The sequence below is a fragment of the Spiroplasma endosymbiont of Virgichneumon dumeticola genome (assembly GCF_964264745.1).
GTDB lineage: Bacteria > Bacillota_I > Bacilli_A > Mycoplasmatales > VBWQ01 > Spiroplasma_E.
Genome location: NZ_OZ183478.1, coordinates 1,025,407 through 1,040,424, shown reverse-complemented (window position 1 = coordinate 1,040,424; position 15,018 = coordinate 1,025,407). Strand labels below are relative to the sequence as shown.

At 28.1% G+C, this 15,018-nt stretch carries 18 protein-coding genes and 1 pseudogene; 10 read left to right on the top strand and 9 right to left on the bottom strand.

The features are described from left to right. Positions 1-5: 5 nt before the first annotated feature. Both ACFEL4_RS06635 and acpS read right to left on the bottom strand, forming a co-directional pair. The gene (locus ACFEL4_RS06635; protein ID WP_375317106.1) at positions 6-1,307 is read right to left on the bottom strand and encodes a thymidine phosphorylase; all 1,302 of its coding nucleotides are present in this window, start codon (positions 1,305-1,307) and stop codon (positions 6-8) included. A 120-nt stretch (positions 1,308-1,427) separates the two neighbouring features. Continuing rightward, complete coding sequence (acpS, locus tag ACFEL4_RS06630; RefSeq protein ID WP_308149774.1) at positions 1,428-1,748, bottom strand: holo-ACP synthase; 321 nt, start codon at positions 1,746-1,748, stop codon at positions 1,428-1,430. 129 nt (positions 1,749-1,877) lie between these two features. Between acpS and ACFEL4_RS06625 the strand changes: the two genes are divergently transcribed. From ACFEL4_RS06625 to ACFEL4_RS06605, 5 genes and pseudogenes are all read left to right on the top strand, one after another. Continuing rightward, entirely contained in the window at positions 1,878-2,771 is an 894-nt protein-coding gene (locus ACFEL4_RS06625) for a hypothetical protein (protein WP_375317105.1), read from the top strand. Between the two features lie 282 nt (positions 2,772-3,053). Continuing rightward, complete coding sequence (locus ACFEL4_RS06620; protein WP_375317104.1) at positions 3,054-3,875, top strand: IS1595 family transposase; 822 nt, start codon at positions 3,054-3,056, stop codon at positions 3,873-3,875. Between the two features lie 135 nt (positions 3,876-4,010). Then, a pseudogene (locus tag ACFEL4_RS06615) lies at positions 4,011-4,961 on the top strand (L-lactate dehydrogenase). 159 nt (positions 4,962-5,120) lie between these two features. After that, positions 5,121-5,840 carry a formate/nitrite transporter family protein gene (locus ACFEL4_RS06610; RefSeq protein WP_375317103.1) on the top strand — a complete coding sequence of 240 codons (720 nt, stop codon included), beginning with the start codon at positions 5,121-5,123 and terminating at the stop codon, positions 5,838-5,840. A gap of 103 nt (positions 5,841-5,943) precedes the next feature. Continuing rightward, on the top strand, positions 5,944-6,255 hold the full coding sequence (locus ACFEL4_RS06605) for a single-stranded DNA-binding protein (RefSeq protein WP_308149770.1): 312 nt from the start codon (positions 5,944-5,946) through the stop codon (positions 6,253-6,255). 182 nt (positions 6,256-6,437) lie between these two features. Here the strand turns inward: ACFEL4_RS06605 and ACFEL4_RS06600 are convergent, their stop codons facing one another. Next, positions 6,438-6,944: a hypothetical protein gene (locus ACFEL4_RS06600; RefSeq protein WP_375317102.1), complete on the bottom strand. Its 507-nt coding sequence runs from the start codon at positions 6,942-6,944 to the stop codon at positions 6,438-6,440. Between ACFEL4_RS06600 and ACFEL4_RS06595 the strand changes: the two genes are divergently transcribed. Beyond that, positions 6,925-7,746 (top strand): IS1595 family transposase, encoded by an 822-nt coding sequence (locus ACFEL4_RS06595; RefSeq protein WP_375317101.1) that lies wholly within the window; start codon positions 6,925-6,927, stop codon positions 7,744-7,746. The two genes, ACFEL4_RS06600 and ACFEL4_RS06595, sit on opposite strands and share 20 nt — an antisense overlap. A gap of 190 nt (positions 7,747-7,936) precedes the next feature. Here ACFEL4_RS06595 and ACFEL4_RS06590 read toward each other — a convergent pair whose 3' ends face one another. After that, positions 7,937-8,491, bottom strand: coding sequence for an inorganic diphosphatase (locus tag ACFEL4_RS06590; protein ID WP_375317100.1), 555 nt, complete (start codon positions 8,489-8,491; stop codon positions 7,937-7,939). Between the two features lie 98 nt (positions 8,492-8,589). On the opposite strand from ACFEL4_RS06590, the gene ACFEL4_RS06585 reads away from it, so the two are divergent. The 3 genes from ACFEL4_RS06585 to ACFEL4_RS06575 all read left to right on the top strand — a co-directional run bounded on the left by ACFEL4_RS06585 (position 8,590) and on the right by ACFEL4_RS06575 (position 10,780). Continuing rightward, positions 8,590-9,225 (top strand): ECF transporter S component, encoded by a 636-nt coding sequence (locus tag ACFEL4_RS06585; protein ID WP_375317099.1) that lies wholly within the window; start codon positions 8,590-8,592, stop codon positions 9,223-9,225. Between the two features lie 281 nt (positions 9,226-9,506). Beyond that, positions 9,507-10,565, top strand: a complete 1,059-nt coding sequence (locus ACFEL4_RS06580; RefSeq protein WP_375318372.1) for an IS256 family transposase — start codon at positions 9,507-9,509, stop codon at positions 10,563-10,565. Positions 10,566-10,627: 62 nt separating this feature from the next. Continuing rightward, positions 10,628-10,780, top strand: coding sequence for a hypothetical protein (locus tag ACFEL4_RS06575; protein WP_375317098.1), 153 nt, complete (start codon positions 10,628-10,630; stop codon positions 10,778-10,780). Here ACFEL4_RS06575 and ACFEL4_RS06570 read toward each other — a convergent pair. The 3 genes from ACFEL4_RS06570 to ACFEL4_RS06560 all read right to left on the bottom strand — a co-directional run bounded on the left by ACFEL4_RS06570 (position 10,746) and on the right by ACFEL4_RS06560 (position 12,352). Continuing rightward, entirely contained in the window at positions 10,746-11,438 is a 693-nt protein-coding gene (locus ACFEL4_RS06570; RefSeq protein ID WP_375317097.1) for an IS1595 family transposase, read from the bottom strand. The genes ACFEL4_RS06575 and ACFEL4_RS06570 overlap by 35 nt on opposite strands. A gap of 93 nt (positions 11,439-11,531) precedes the next feature. Continuing rightward, a complete protein-coding gene (locus ACFEL4_RS06565; protein ID WP_375316929.1) occupies positions 11,532-11,921 on the bottom strand; it encodes an IS1595 family transposase in 390 nt (129 codons plus the stop codon). Then, positions 11,816-12,352: a hypothetical protein gene (locus ACFEL4_RS06560; protein ID WP_375317096.1), complete on the bottom strand. Its 537-nt coding sequence runs from the start codon at positions 12,350-12,352 to the stop codon at positions 11,816-11,818. Before ACFEL4_RS06560 ends, ACFEL4_RS06565 begins: the two co-directional genes overlap by 106 nt. A gap of 195 nt (positions 12,353-12,547) precedes the next feature. Between ACFEL4_RS06560 and ACFEL4_RS06555 the strand changes: the two genes are divergently transcribed. Then, positions 12,548-13,225, top strand: a complete 678-nt coding sequence (locus ACFEL4_RS06555; protein WP_375317095.1) for a hypothetical protein — start codon at positions 12,548-12,550, stop codon at positions 13,223-13,225. Positions 13,226-13,304: 79 nt separating this feature from the next. On the opposite strand, the gene ACFEL4_RS06550 is transcribed toward ACFEL4_RS06555, so the two are convergent. Continuing rightward, on the bottom strand, positions 13,305-13,553 hold the full coding sequence (locus ACFEL4_RS06550; protein ID WP_375317094.1) for a hypothetical protein: 249 nt from the start codon (positions 13,551-13,553) through the stop codon (positions 13,305-13,307). Between the two features lie 12 nt (positions 13,554-13,565). Then, positions 13,566-14,981 carry an asparagine--tRNA ligase gene (gene asnS, locus ACFEL4_RS06545; protein ID WP_375317093.1) on the bottom strand — a complete coding sequence of 472 codons (1,416 nt, stop codon included), beginning with the start codon at positions 14,979-14,981 and terminating at the stop codon, positions 13,566-13,568. Positions 14,982-15,018 lie beyond the last annotated feature (37 nt).

The window sequence follows — 15,018 nt, the reverse complement described above, 5'->3', positions numbered from 1 at the left end:
TTAAATTACATTATAATTTCTAAAATAATTGGTTTAATATCTTTTTGAATATCATAAACCGCAAATGTAGTACTTGCTAACTGCTTAAAACTATCATGTAATGTTTCTGATTTATTTGTATGTAACTCCATAATCACACTACCCTTTTCTACTTTTTGACCATGCACTTGTTTTAAATAAATACCTGCCATAGGATCAATAATATCAGCTTTAGTAGTTCTTCCTGCTCCTAAAATTACTGATAATTCACCTAATGCATAGTTATTAATAAAATCTAAGTAACCACTTTTATTAGCAGTAATATTAATAATATGTTTTGTTGGAGGCAAATTATTAATATTTTTTAAATAATTAACATCTCCACCTTGTGCTTTTACAAATTCATAAAAGATTTTTAATGGTTGTTCATTGGCAAACATTAGTTCTGATTGTTTAATTCCTTGCTCTAAACTAGCAACTTTCTTAGCACCCAGCAATGCTAAACCCACTAAATTATTAACTAAAATTTTTAAATCTTCTGGTCCTTGATTTTGTAAACTCAATAGTACTTCTTGTAATTCTAACGCATTACCAATGGCTTTACCCAATGGTTTATTCATGTCACTAATAATTGCATAAACGGTTTTATTAAATGACTTACCAATATGAACCATCAGTTGTGCTAGTTTACGGGCATTTTTAACATCAGCAACAAACGCACCTTTTCCACATTTAATATCTAATAAAATTAAATCAGCACCCATGGCAATTTTTTTTGACATAACACTAGCAGCAATTAAGGGAAAAGAATCAACTGTTCCTGTCACATCACGTAGTGCATACATTTTTTTATCAGCAGGCACTAAATTACCCGTTTGGCTAATAATGCTCATTCCCACTTTATTTACGACTTTAATAAAATCTTTAATGGCCAAATCACATTTAAACTTGGGAATAATTTCTAACTTATCAATTGTTCCACCAGTAATTCCTAACCCACGTCCTGAAATTTTAGCGACTTTTAAACCTAATGCAGCAGTGATTGGTCCAAATACTAAACTAGTTTTATCACCAACACCACCTGTTGAATGTTTATCAATAGTAAAGCCAGTAATTTGTGATAAATCCATAGCTTCACCATTTTCAATCACAGCTTTCGTATAAGCTACTACTTCCTCATTAGACATGCCTTGAAAATAAACAGCCATGGCTCAAGCACTAATTTGATAATCAGGGATCGTACCATTAGCAATTCCAGGTACTAAAAATTTAAATTCTTCAGCAGTTAAACTTTGTCCCAATTTTTTTTTGGTAATTAAATCAATCATATACATATTTATTCGCTACTACTCCTTTTAATTTAAAATTTTATATAATTTTCTTTACTACATTAATAATAACATTAGCCTTCATAATATTATTATAATTATCTTTTTAACTTACTTATACTATATAACAATCGCAATCGCAATCGCACTAGTTTGATTGTGTGATAATGATAAAAGTAACTTATAATCTTTAATTACTACTTCTGGTTGTTGTCACTCATTGTAACTAATATTAATATTATGAAATATTAATTTTTCTTGGGGTAGTGCTTTAAAGATTGCTTCTTTTAATGCTCATCGTCCAGCAAGAAATTCTTGTTGGCGCATTGATGATTGTTCATGATAAAGTTTTATTTCTTCTGGACTTAAAATTCGTTTAACAAATTCTAAGTGATTCTTTACTCTTGTTATTTCAACAATATCTATTCCTACACTATACATTACTAACTCCTAAAATAAAATTAAGGGCTTATCTAATAAAATCTTTGATTTTATTATATAATTAATAGTATAGAATGTGTGATATTAAAATTAAAAAAACACAAATATTTTAAAGATGGTGGTATATTAATGACATTTTATTTAAACGAAGAACAGAAATCATTAATTAAAAAACACTATCAGGGTTTCGAAGTTAGTAATGAAAAAAATAAAAGTGAAAGCCTTTTTAAGTTTCATGATATAACTATTGAATTTTTTAAAGATAAAGTTATATTTCAAGGACCACGTGAAGACATAATCGCTCAATATCGCGATTATTTAAAAAACTTTGATACACATAATTGACCAGTAATTGGTAATGATGAATTTGGTCTTGATAATTACTTTGGGCCAATCGTAGTAGTTAGTTCTTACATTGGTTCTAGCAATTTAGAGAAATTACGATTATTTAATATTGAAAATTATAAAAATTTACCAAAAGATAAGTTTAAAGAATTAGCATTTGATATTATGAAAACAATTATTTTTGAATCAGTAATTATTAATAACCGCAAATACAACCAATGAACAGATGCTGGTTATAGCCACGATATTATTAAAACTTGGGGGCAAAATCAAGCACTAGTAAGAATGTTACAACACAAAGCACCATATGATCGTATCATTATTAACCAATATACTAATGAAAAAAGATATTATGACAATATCAATAATATGGTTGCTAACAAAAATAAAGTTATTAAAGATAAAGTAGAATTTATTAACACAGCTGAAAGTAAATATTTAGCTGTTATGTGTAGTACCATTATTAGTCGTTATTTATTTTTAGAAGAGATTGATAAAATTAGAACTTTTTCTGATTATGACATTCCTTTAGGTTCTGGAACTGATGTTACTAACTATTGTATTAATATCAAAATGAAAATGGGTGCTACTTTTTATAATTTTATGGATCGTCATTGTAAAAGAGATTTTCCTAACACAAAAATAATTATGAATGCTAAAGTTAATCATGATAAGTAGTCTAAACGAAAAATATGGTAATATTCTTGACTTTTTATATATAGTAACACTTATATAATTGATAAACCATGAATTTCTGGCAAATAAAACATTTTTTCGTTTTTATTTTGAAAAAAGTTTTAGAATAAATTTATACATATAAATAATATTAGATAAAAACAAAAAAGTCTAATTTTCTGAGTTGGTTTTTATCTCCGTTTATGTAGTAAAACTTTATTTGCATATTATAAAGAGATAAAAAGTTTTACGGACTTCTCCCCGCATGTACTTGTGGAGGAAACAATGAAATTGAATGAGTTCAATAATACTTTTCAAACTGAAAAACAATGTCTTGCATATATAGCAAGTTTGAAACAAAGCAAATGTATTAGGTGTTCTAGTTTTAATTTGAATACTTCTAATTTAATAAAAATGAGATGTTTGAAATGTCATCAAACATTCAGTATTATCACGGGCACTATATTTTCAAAGTCACAAACACCTTTAATATCTTGGTTTTATCTCATCTTTAGATGAATAAACACCAAACATGGAATTCCATCAACTGATGTTGCAAAAGAATTGGGAGTGACCTTGAAAACAGCTTGAAGAATGGGTCATAAAATCCGAAGTGCCATTGCTAAACAAGAACCTCAATTCATTGTTGAGGGCATAGTGCAAATGGATGAAATGTATCTTTCACATATGGGTTTTAAAAAACAAGGAAGATCCTTGTTGAACAAAACCTTGATTGTTGGTATTTATGAAAAAACAACCAACAATCTGATTGTGAAAGTATTGAAAAACGCAAACAGTAAAAATCTTTTGCAGTTTGCAATAAACCACATTTCTTCAAAGTGTGATGTACATACTGATTCTTGAAAAGGATATCGCGATTTGAAATCGGTTTTCACTAAGCATGAAACAGTTAACCATCAAGATGGCTATGTTTCAAAAACTGGTGTAAATACCAACCAAATTGAGTCAGTATGAAAACATATACGAAGAACATTTAAAACACATATCAAAGTTGCAAAACATCATATTCATTTATATGCAAAAGAAGCTGCATATAAATTCAATAACATACCTAGTTTTGAAACTGTAATGCTATGTTTAATTTAAAAATGTGGGGAGAAGTCCGTAGATAGGCTTTTCTCAGCATTTATGTGATAAAATTTAAAAATAGTACATAAAGGGAGAAAAGCCAAGTTTTATTATTAAAAAATGTATGTATAACAAGCGAAAGGAGGAAACATTATGAAAATTCGTAAAATTGTCTTAGTAGGATGTGGAGCAGTTGGAACTAGTTTTATCTATTCTGCCATTAACCAAGGTTTAGCTCAAGAATATGTATTAATTGATATTTTTAAAGATAGTGCTGAAGGTAACGCTTTAGATCTTTCTGATTGTCAAGCATTACTAAGTGAAACTTTTGTTTCAATCAAAGCAGGAGATTACAAAGACTGTAAGGACGCAGATATTATTGTTATTACTGCTGGAAGACCACAAAAACCAAATGAAACAAGGATTGACATGGTAGTTGATAATGCTCTGATTATCAAAAAAATCGCTTTAGAAATTAAAAAAACTGGATTTAAAGGCATTACTATCATAGCTTCAAATCCAGTCGATATTATAACTGCTATATACCAAAAAATAACTGGGTTTGATGTACATAAAATATTAAGTTCTGGGACATTGTTAGATAGTAGTCGTTTACGCTATTTAATTAGTACAAAACTTGATGTTAATCCTACATCAATTTCTGCTTATGTAATGGGAGAACATGGTGATTCATCAATGGTACCATGAAGTTGTAGTTCTATTATGGGGAAAAGTATGAGTGAATATATTAAAGAGGGTAAAGTCACTAGCAAAGAACTAGATAATATTCATCAGCAAACTGTTGATAGAGCCTATCAAATTATTAAATTAAAAAAAAGTTCTCATTATGGCATTGGAGTATCGTTAGCCTTAATAGTAAAAACTATCATCAACGGTCAAAATAAAATTTTAATGATTGGTGCTTATTTACAAGGAGAGTATGGTGAAACAGGGTTCTATAATGGTGTTCCTGCTGTCATTAACTAACATGGTTGAGACAGAATCGTTACTTTACCTTTAAATAAAGAAGAACGAGAAAAATTTGCTAAATCATGTCAAATAGTAAAATCTACTGTTGATGATGTTTGAAATAAAATAAAATAAGAAAATTTTATAAAAAAGAAAGCAGAAAAATTTAATGGTTGTAAAAAACCAATCTGACAGCACAGATAACGCAGAAACATTAACCAATATCGAAACCTTTATTGAAGTCTATAAATATGCTTTAAAAAAGCAACTAGCCCACTACTAAAAACATTTTTAATGGGTTTAGCAGCTGGATTGTTTATTGGAATTGGCTATATTGGTGCGATATATGCAACTAGAGGTTGAACATCTAGTATACCGGTTGGAATAAAAAATTTAGTTTTTGGAATGGTGTTTACAATTGCCATTACGATGATTATTTTTATGGGTGGTGAACTATTTACTGCTAATTCTATGATGTTTTTAGGTGCTGTCAAAAAGCAAGTAAAAGTTAACAGATTATTACTTAATTTACTAATTGTTTTAATAGGCAATTTTGTTGGTTGCGGTATTATTTCTGGTTTTACTGCTCTTTCAGGTTTTTGTGATGATAAAGATTTTTTAAACAATGCTATCTCGGTTTTTAATCACAAGTTAGAAATGCCTTGGTGACAAACATTTTTTAGTGGTATTATATGTAATTTTTTAGTTGCTGGTTCTGTTTATATTGCTCACTCTACTAAATCATCAACAGCTAAATTTTTATTAATTAGTTTAGTAATTATGGTGTTTGCTTTATCTGGATTTTCTCATGTTGTTGCTAATTCTTATGTTTGATTCTTAGGTCCAATTTTTAATCTTTATGGTCATAATGTATCATTTAGTCAATTTTTACAATTTGGCTATCAAAATCAATTGCCAACTTTATTTGGTAACTTTATTGGTGGTGGTATTTTATTACCTGGCATGTATTATATAATGTACAAAAAGAATTTACCAAATCCGATAACTCTATAAAGTTAAAATAAATATAATCGTAAATTTATATTCTTACACTAAATAACTTTTTAATATCCAACATTTTCCACCTTATAATCAATTAAGGACAGGAGGTGTTACGATGATAAATAATGTCATACTAGTGGGAAAACTCATGAATGAACCAGAAATGGTGCCAACCAGAGACCAAATTCCCAGCAAATGAACAAAATTTGTATTAGCAGTAGAAAGACCATTTAAAAATCGCCAAAATCAATTCGAAATTGACTTTGTTGCCATCAAAACATGAGTTGCTAATACTGATGAACTAAAAACATTGCTTAAAAAGAATGCTATTATCGGAATTAAGGGGCGAATTCAAACCTTTGCTAATAAAGCTAATGATTTCTACTATACGGAAATCATCGCTGATAAGATAACGTATTTGGGATAAATATTTAACAAACAAAGATAATAGTCTTGATTTTATATAATTTGAATTATAAAATTAAATGTAATGCCCTCTATAATCATATTTTCTTAAAATATTTCTTTAGTAATAGATTGCTTGTTTTCTAAGGATTTTATTTTTTGTTCTAAATTAGTAATTTTTTCATTAGCTACTTTTAAAAGTAATTATTTATCTTTTTGTAGAAGTTGTAATTGAAATTTAGTGTTTAATAAATCAATTTTTAGAACATTAATTTCTGGTTCCAAACTTTCATGGTTTTGATTTTGTCGTTCAATTAAATATTCACGCATAATTGAATTAACATTTTTCATAGATAAGTATTGATAAATATTGGTATCTATCTTTTTGTTAATATCATTAGTAATCTCTGGTTCAACAATACTAATTTTATTTTTAAAATGGTCTTGTTTCATAGTGATTAATTGGTAGGATTTAATGATTGATTGTTGACCTAAGTAATTTGTTTTTAATATTACATCTCCTTTATTAGATTTGTAACGGTCACTACGAAAAGATGTTAAAGGTATACCATAGAGATGATTGTTAATAATGTTTGTAACAATAAATGGTCTTAATAAATTAGTTTTACTTTTGTGTGGTACTCCAAAATAAATTACGGACTTCTCCCCACATGTACTTGTGGAGGAAACAATGAAATTGAATGAGTTCAATAATACTTTTCAAACTGAAAAACAATGTCTTGCATATATAGCAAGTTTGAAACAAAGCAAATGTATTAGGTGTTCTAGTTTTAATTTGAATACTTCTAATTTAAGAAAAATGAGATGTTTGAAATGTCATCAAACATTCAGTATTCTCACGGGCACTATATTTTCAAAGTCACAAACACCTTTAATATCTTGGTTTTATCTCATCTTTAGATGAATAAACACCAAACATGGAATTCCATCAACTGATGTTGCAAAAGAATTGGGAGTGACCTTGAAAACAGCTTGAAGAATGGGTCATAAAATCCGAAGTGCCATTGCTAAACAAGAACCTCAATTCATTGTTGAGGGGCATAGTGCAAATGGATGAAATGTATCTTTCACATATGGGTTTAAAAAACAAGGAAGATCCTTGTTGAACAAAACCTTGATTATTGGTATTTATGAAAAAACAACCAACAATCTGATTGTGAAAGTATTGAAAAACGCAAACAGTAAAAATCTTTTGCAGTTTGCAATAAACCACATTTCTTCAAAGTGTGATGTACATACTGATTCTTGAAAAGGATATCGCGATTTGAAATCGGTTTTCACTAAGCATGAAACAGTTAACCATCAAGATGGCTATGTTTCAAAAACTGGTGTAAATACCAACCAAATTGAGTCAGTATGAAAACATATACGAAGAACATTTAAAACACATATCAAAGTTGCAAAACATCATATTCATTTATATGCAAAAGAAGCTGCATATAAATTCAATAACATACCTAGTTTTGAAACTGTAATGCTATGTTTAATTTAAAAATGTGGGGAGAAGTCCGTAGATAGACTTTTCTCAGCATTTATGTGATAAAATTTAAAAATAGTACATAAAGGGAGAAAAGCCATAAATTATTCAATCAGATAAATATAAAAAAATTCACTATCTTTTTAGAAATTGAATAAAATCTTTATGAGATGATTATCATTAAGTTGAACATTCTCTAAAGATGCTATTTCTTATTTAATAATGCTACTAATTGCTCTTTAGATAATTCTAACATTTCCTTTTCATATTTCAAAAACATGTCTTTACATGCTTGTAATTCTTTTATAGCATGTTCTAAGTTACCTCAACCTTCAATAACAACCGTTTTTTTCTGTAATGCTTTGTACTGTAAAAAGAAATTTGTAATCTCATCACGTAAATGTGATGGTACATCCTCTAAAGTTTTAAAATCATTAAAACGAGGATCACTAGCAACAACACCAAACACTTTAGTGTCAATCTCACCACCATCAATCATTTTAATAGTTCCTAAAATTCTCACATCCACCAAACAACCAGGGAAAGTTGGATAAGTAATTAAACTAATAATATCTAAGGGATCACCATCATAATCTAGAGTATTAGTGATATAACCATATTCACCAGGATAGAAGTTAGCACCATATAAAACACGATCTAAAATCATTGTTTTAGTTTTTCAATCAAATTCATATTTATTACTTGAACCCTTCGGAATTTCTACTACCATTTGTACAATGTTATTGTTATTTTTTGCCATTATTTTTTCATCTCCTTTTAAAATTAATTCTATTATATAATAGAAACACGTTTTTTTCCTATATAATTAAAAATAAATATTACCTTTAAGGAGCAACTATGAATTTAAAAAATGAAAATCATATTCAACAAGTAAAAACATATTTTATTAGTGCACTTAAATTAACAACTCACAAAGTAACTATGATTAGCATTTTATTAGCATTAACTACATTAATTAGTTTATTAGAAATTCCTACTTTCTTTGGATTCTTAACTATTGACTTTGGTAGCGCCATTAATTTATTAGCAGTAGTAGTTTTAAAATTACCATATGGTTTATTAATTGGCATTATTATGCCATGATTACGTTTAATTATTCCACACACTGTTCCTGGTAACGTGGTTGGTGAATTATCTTACATGTTAAGTACTATTAGTTTGATATTAATATATTGTAGTTTTCATATGTTGTTTAAGCTATTACCATATTGAAAAAATGAACCTACTAATTGATGAAAGAGATTATTAATAGTTGAATTACCAGTAGTTATTATTACTTGTATTTTAGTGTCATTTGTTAATGTATTTTTTAATTGAGCGTTTATTCTAGATTTATATGGTCAAGGTGATTATAAAAATCAATTGTGAATTGTCTTTTTACCATATAATTTATTTAAGTTTACTTTAGTTTTAGGATTATTTTTATTGCTAATACGATCTGTTCAAATTTTAGGTCAACATTTTAATTATTAAAAGATAATTGTTTGCGAAACATATTTCTCTTATTGGTTAAGTCTAAGATTGTGTGTAAATTTAAAAAAGTAATAAAAAATGAGCCATATACCCCTCCTTATCAAATATAATTAGTTTGAAAATAAAAACTATATAGGATGAGAAATATATGACTCCATTAAATTTTACAATAGATTCTGAAATAATTAAAAAATTTCTTTCAAAAGAGACTAAAAATGAAGGCATAAGATGGCTTATTGAATTATTTTTAATAAACTTTTAAAAATCAATCAGATGATCAAATTGGTGCTAATAATTATGAACGAAATGAAGCAAGAACAGATTGCCGTAACGGTTATTATCAGCGTGATTTAAAATCTGTAAATGGAATTTTGAATTTAAATGTCCCTAGACATCGTAATAAATCTTTTGAAACTGAAATTTTCGAAAAGTTTAAACGTTCAGAACAAGCATTATTATCTACCATGATGCAAATGGTAATTGACGGTGTATCAACAAGGAAAGTTGATAACATAACAAGAGAATTGTGCGGTATTAATTATTCTAAATCTACTGTCTCTAATATTTGTAAAGAATTAACTGAAGGAATAGGCACATGAAAAAACCGTGATTTAAGCGCAAATTCCTATCCTTTTATAATTATTGATGGAGTACATGTTAAGGTTCGAGAAAATAATCAAGTAATCTCTAAAGCAGTTTTTATAGCCCTAGGTATAAATGACCAAGGTCATAGAGATATTTTAGGAATGATGGTTGGTGATTCAGAATCAGAAACTACATGAAGTGAATTCTTTTCTTCATTGAAAGAACGTAACTTAACTGGTCTTGATTTAGTTGTTTCTGATGCCCATAAAGGGTTAGTTAAAGCAGTTCAAAAACATTTTCAAGGCGTGCAATGACAAAGATGTCAAGAACATTTTATGCGTAATATCTTGGATAAAACACCTAAAAAGGATAGAGAAAAAGTCGAAAGAGATGTTAATGCCATTTTCAACGCTAGTAGTATTAAAATGGCTAGAATGATTCTTAAAGAAATGAAAGATAATTATTACCATCTTTTAGACTCGGCATTACGAATTCTTGAAAATGGATTTGATGATGCTTTAGCAATTTTAAGCTTTCCACTGTATTACCATAAAAAATTAAGAACTAGTAATCACATTGAACGCCTAAACCGTGAAATTCGAAGAAGAGAAGGTGTTGTTACCATATTTCATGGAGTTGATAGTGTATATCGAATAATAGGTTCAATTTTAATGGAATTTAATGAAAAATGAATGATAAATCGTGTTCATATTAATATGGACGAATATAATAATTTTAAAATTGAAAAGGCTTAAATTATTGCTTAACTACTTTGTATTAAAATTTTATTCTTTATAAATAACTGCATTTCTTTAAAATGACTTTTTGTTGTGATTATTTAGAAAAAAATAAGGCTTTTCTCTCTTTATGTACTATTTTTAAATTTTATCACATAAATGCTGAGAAAAGCCTATCTACGGACTTCTCCCCACATTTTAAATTAAACATAGCATTACAGTTTCAAAACTAGGTATGTTATTGAATTTATATGCAGCTTCTTTTGCATATAAATGAATATGATGTTTTGCAACTTTGATATGTGTTTTAAATGTTCTTCGTATATGTTTTCATACTGACTCAATTTGGTTGGTATTTACACCAGTTTTTGAAACATAGCCATCTTGATGGTTAACTGTTTCATGCTTAGTGAAAACCGATTTCAAATCGCGATATCCTTTTCAAGAATCAGTATGTACATCACACTTTGAAGAAATGTGGTTTATTGCAAACTGCAAAAGATTTTTACTGTTTACGTTTTTCAATACTTTCACAATCAGATTGTTGGTTGTTTTTTCATAAATACCAACAATCAAGGTTTTGTTCAACAAGGATCTTCCTTGTTTTTTAAAAACCATATGTGAAAGATACATTTCATCCATTTGCACTATGCCCTCAACAATGAATTGAGGTTCTTGTTTAGCAATGGCACTTCGGATTTTATGACCCATTCTTCAAGCTGTTTTCAAGGTCACTCCCAATTCTTTTGCAACATCAGTTGATGGAATTCCATGTTTGGTGTTTATTCATCTAAAGATGAGATAAAACCAAGATATTAAAGGTGTTTGTGACTTTGAAAATATAGTGCCCGTGAGAATACTGAATGTTTGATGACATTTCAAACATCTCATTTTTCTTAAGTCTTTTCTCCCTTTATGTACTATTTTTAAATTTTATCACATAAATGCTGAGAAAAGCCTATCTACGGACTTCTCCCCACATTTTTAAATTAAACATAGCATTACAGTTTCAAAACTAGGTATGTTATTGAATTTATATGCAGCTTCTTTTGCATATAAATGAATATGATGTTTTGCAACTTTGATATGTGTTTTAAATGTTCTTCGTATATGTTTTCATACTGACTCAATTTGGTTGGTATTTACACCAGTTTTTGAAACATAGCCATCTTGATGGTTAACTGTTTCATGCTTAGTGAAAACCGATTTCAAATCGCGATATCCTTTTCAAGAATCAGTATGTACATCACACTTTGAAGAAATGTGGTTTATTGCAAACTGCAAAAGATTTTTACTGTTTGCGTTTTTCAATACTTTCACAATCAGATTGTTGGTTGTTTTTTCATAAATACCAACAATCAAGGTTTTGTTCAACAAGGATCTTCCTTGTTTTTTAAACCCATATGCGAAAGATACATTTCATCCATTTGCACTATGCCCTCAACAATGAATTGAGGTTCTTGTTTAGCAATGGCACTTCGGATTTTATGACCCATTCTTCAAGCTGTTTTCAAGGTCACTCCCAATTCTTTTGCAACATCAGTTGATGTAATTCCATGTTTGGTGTTTATTCATCTAAAGATGAGATAAAACAAAGATATTAAAGGTGTTTGTGACTTTGAAAATATAGTGCCCGTGAGAATACTGAATGTTTGATGACATTTCAAACATCTCATTTTTCTTAAATTAGAAGTATTCAAATTAAAACTAGAACACCTAATACATTTGCTTTGTTTCAAACTTGCTATATATGCAAGACATTGTTTTTCAGTTTGAAAAGTATTATTGAACTCATTCAATTTCATTGTTTCCTCCACAAGTACATGTGGGGAGAAGTCCGATAAAATTTTAATATAAAAAAGTTATCAACCAATCTTAAAAGTTTGATTTATTGAATTTTTGAGATTTTATTTTTTTTTGAATTGTAAATAAAATAACTTGCATTTTTCCTAAATTAATTTATAATTTTTATAAATAAGTATTTAGAAGGAGCAATTATAATGAAAAATAGTATTAATTTAAACCAAACAACCGAATTTAAAAAAAATAAAAAATTAAATTTTAATTCCAAAGTGCAAATGTTTAAAATCACTCTAACTGGAATTTTATTAGGTTTAGCAGTAGCATCATCATTAATTGAGATTCCTGTTCAATTTATGGGGGTAATTTTACCATTACGAGTGTTTGACTCATTAATTATTGCTTTTGCTATTCCCATCATCGGTCTCTACTACACATTAGTGATTGGTATTGTTGAACCATGATTACATTTATTATTAGATGGTGACCATCCACCATTACAAATTTTCTTTGATAATATTGCTAATATTACCTTTATTATTTCTTTTTATTTCATTTACTACTATTTATTTAAATTACGTAATAAAAGTAACAATTTAAAAACTGATGTTATTAAGAAAGTTAGTGCTGGAGTAGTATTAGTACCATTAAATGCAATTGTTGCTGCCTTAGCTTTTGCATTAACATTAGTAGTATTATACTTTAACCCTACCCTATCACGACCAGGTGACTATTCAAACAATATTGTTAACTTTAATAACAATGTTACAAAAATATTCTTTATTTTAATTGGAATTGAAATCTTACGTTTTACTTTTATTTATATTTTATTTAGTTTGATTCAAAGACGAATTGGTCATATTCAACGTTATTACTAATCTTAATGCAATATTAACAAAAACATAACAAATGGTGCATGATTATTCATGGACCATTTGTTAATTAATAATTATAAGGTTAATTAGCTTTTTTTGGTAATTTAACAATATTACTTTTAATTTCCTCAATTTCTTTAACATCAGTAATATTATTAAATAAATGATAAAGCATATAATTTAATTCTTTTGATTTAGTAAAATGACTATTAAAATATAAAACAGTTTCATCAATGGTTTGCATAAGAACCAAAGCATGTTTAGTATTAATACTATAATTATAACCTCAGATTTTATCAAAAAAAATGAGCAACTGCTCATTTTTTGCCACTAATTATAATCTTTAAAACGATAAATTATTAGGTGTTCTTGGAAAGGGAATTACATCTCTAATATTACTAATTCCAGTTATGAACATTAGTAAACGTTCTAGTCCTAAACCAAAACCAGCACTAGGAGCATAACCATACTTACGTAAATCAAAATATCATTGCAAATCATCACCTGCTATTTTAAATTGTTTCTTATTACTTAATAACTGTTCATAATTGTCTTCACGAACTGAACCACCAATTAACTCACCAATTCCAGGTACTAATAAATCCATAGCAGCTACTGTTTTTTGTTCAGGATGGTTAATATCCATAGCATTTAATTTCATATAAAATGCTTTAATGGATTGTGGATAATTAATAACAAATGTTGGTTGTTTGGTAATTTCTTCACATAAATATCTTTCATGTTCAGATTGTAAATCAATTCCTCATTTAATATCTTTAAACTCAAATTCTTTCCCTGCTGTTTGAGCATTAATTAATAAGTCAATGACCTCACTATAAGTAATAACTTTAAAGTCAGATTTTGCACCAGCAACAACTTTTAATTTTTCAATTAATATTTGTCCCTTAGTTACTTGTTTCTGTTCTAATCAAGTTAGTTCTGGTAAACAATTATCTAGCACATCGTTAATCACAATTTTAATTAATTGTTGGGCTAATTTAATATTATCTTGTAAATTGGCAAATGTAAATTCCGGTTCAATCATTCAAAATTCAGCAGCATGACGAGAAGTATTAGAATTCTCAGCACGGAAAGTAGGACCAAAAGTATATACTTTTTGTAATGATTGGGCATAAGCTTCTGCATTTAACTGACCACTAACAGTTAATGACGCTTTTTGACCAAAAAAATCATCTTGATACTTGTTATTAGTAATTGTTGTTACGATAAAGTTTTCACCTGCTCCTTCAGCATCATTGGCTGTAATAATGGGACTGTGTAAATAGACAAAGTTTTGTTCATGGAAAAATTTATGAATAGCTCATGATACTTGGTCACGAATTTTAAACACTGCTAAAAAGGTATTAGTACGACCACGGAGATGGGCATTATCACGTAAAAATTCATTAGTGTGTTCTTTTTTTTGAATAGGATAATTAGTATCAGCAACATTATAAATAATAATATTAGTTATTTGTAATTCAAAGGGTTGACTTTTGCCTGGTGTTAATAATAAGTTACCACTAACACTAACAGCACTTCCAGTAGTAAGACTCGTACATGCTTTTCAATTTTCAAGTTTCATATTATAAACTGCTTGTAAGTTATTAACAGAAGAACCATCGTTTATATCTAAAAATCCAACATTTTTACCATTCCGATTAGAGCGTATTCACCCATTAATAGTTATTTGCTCTGGTAATTTTGTTTTTGATTTTTCATTAGTATTAATAAATAAATTATTAATGGTATAAATCATTGTGCTTCCTCCTTATAATTTTAGATAGTAAAATAAT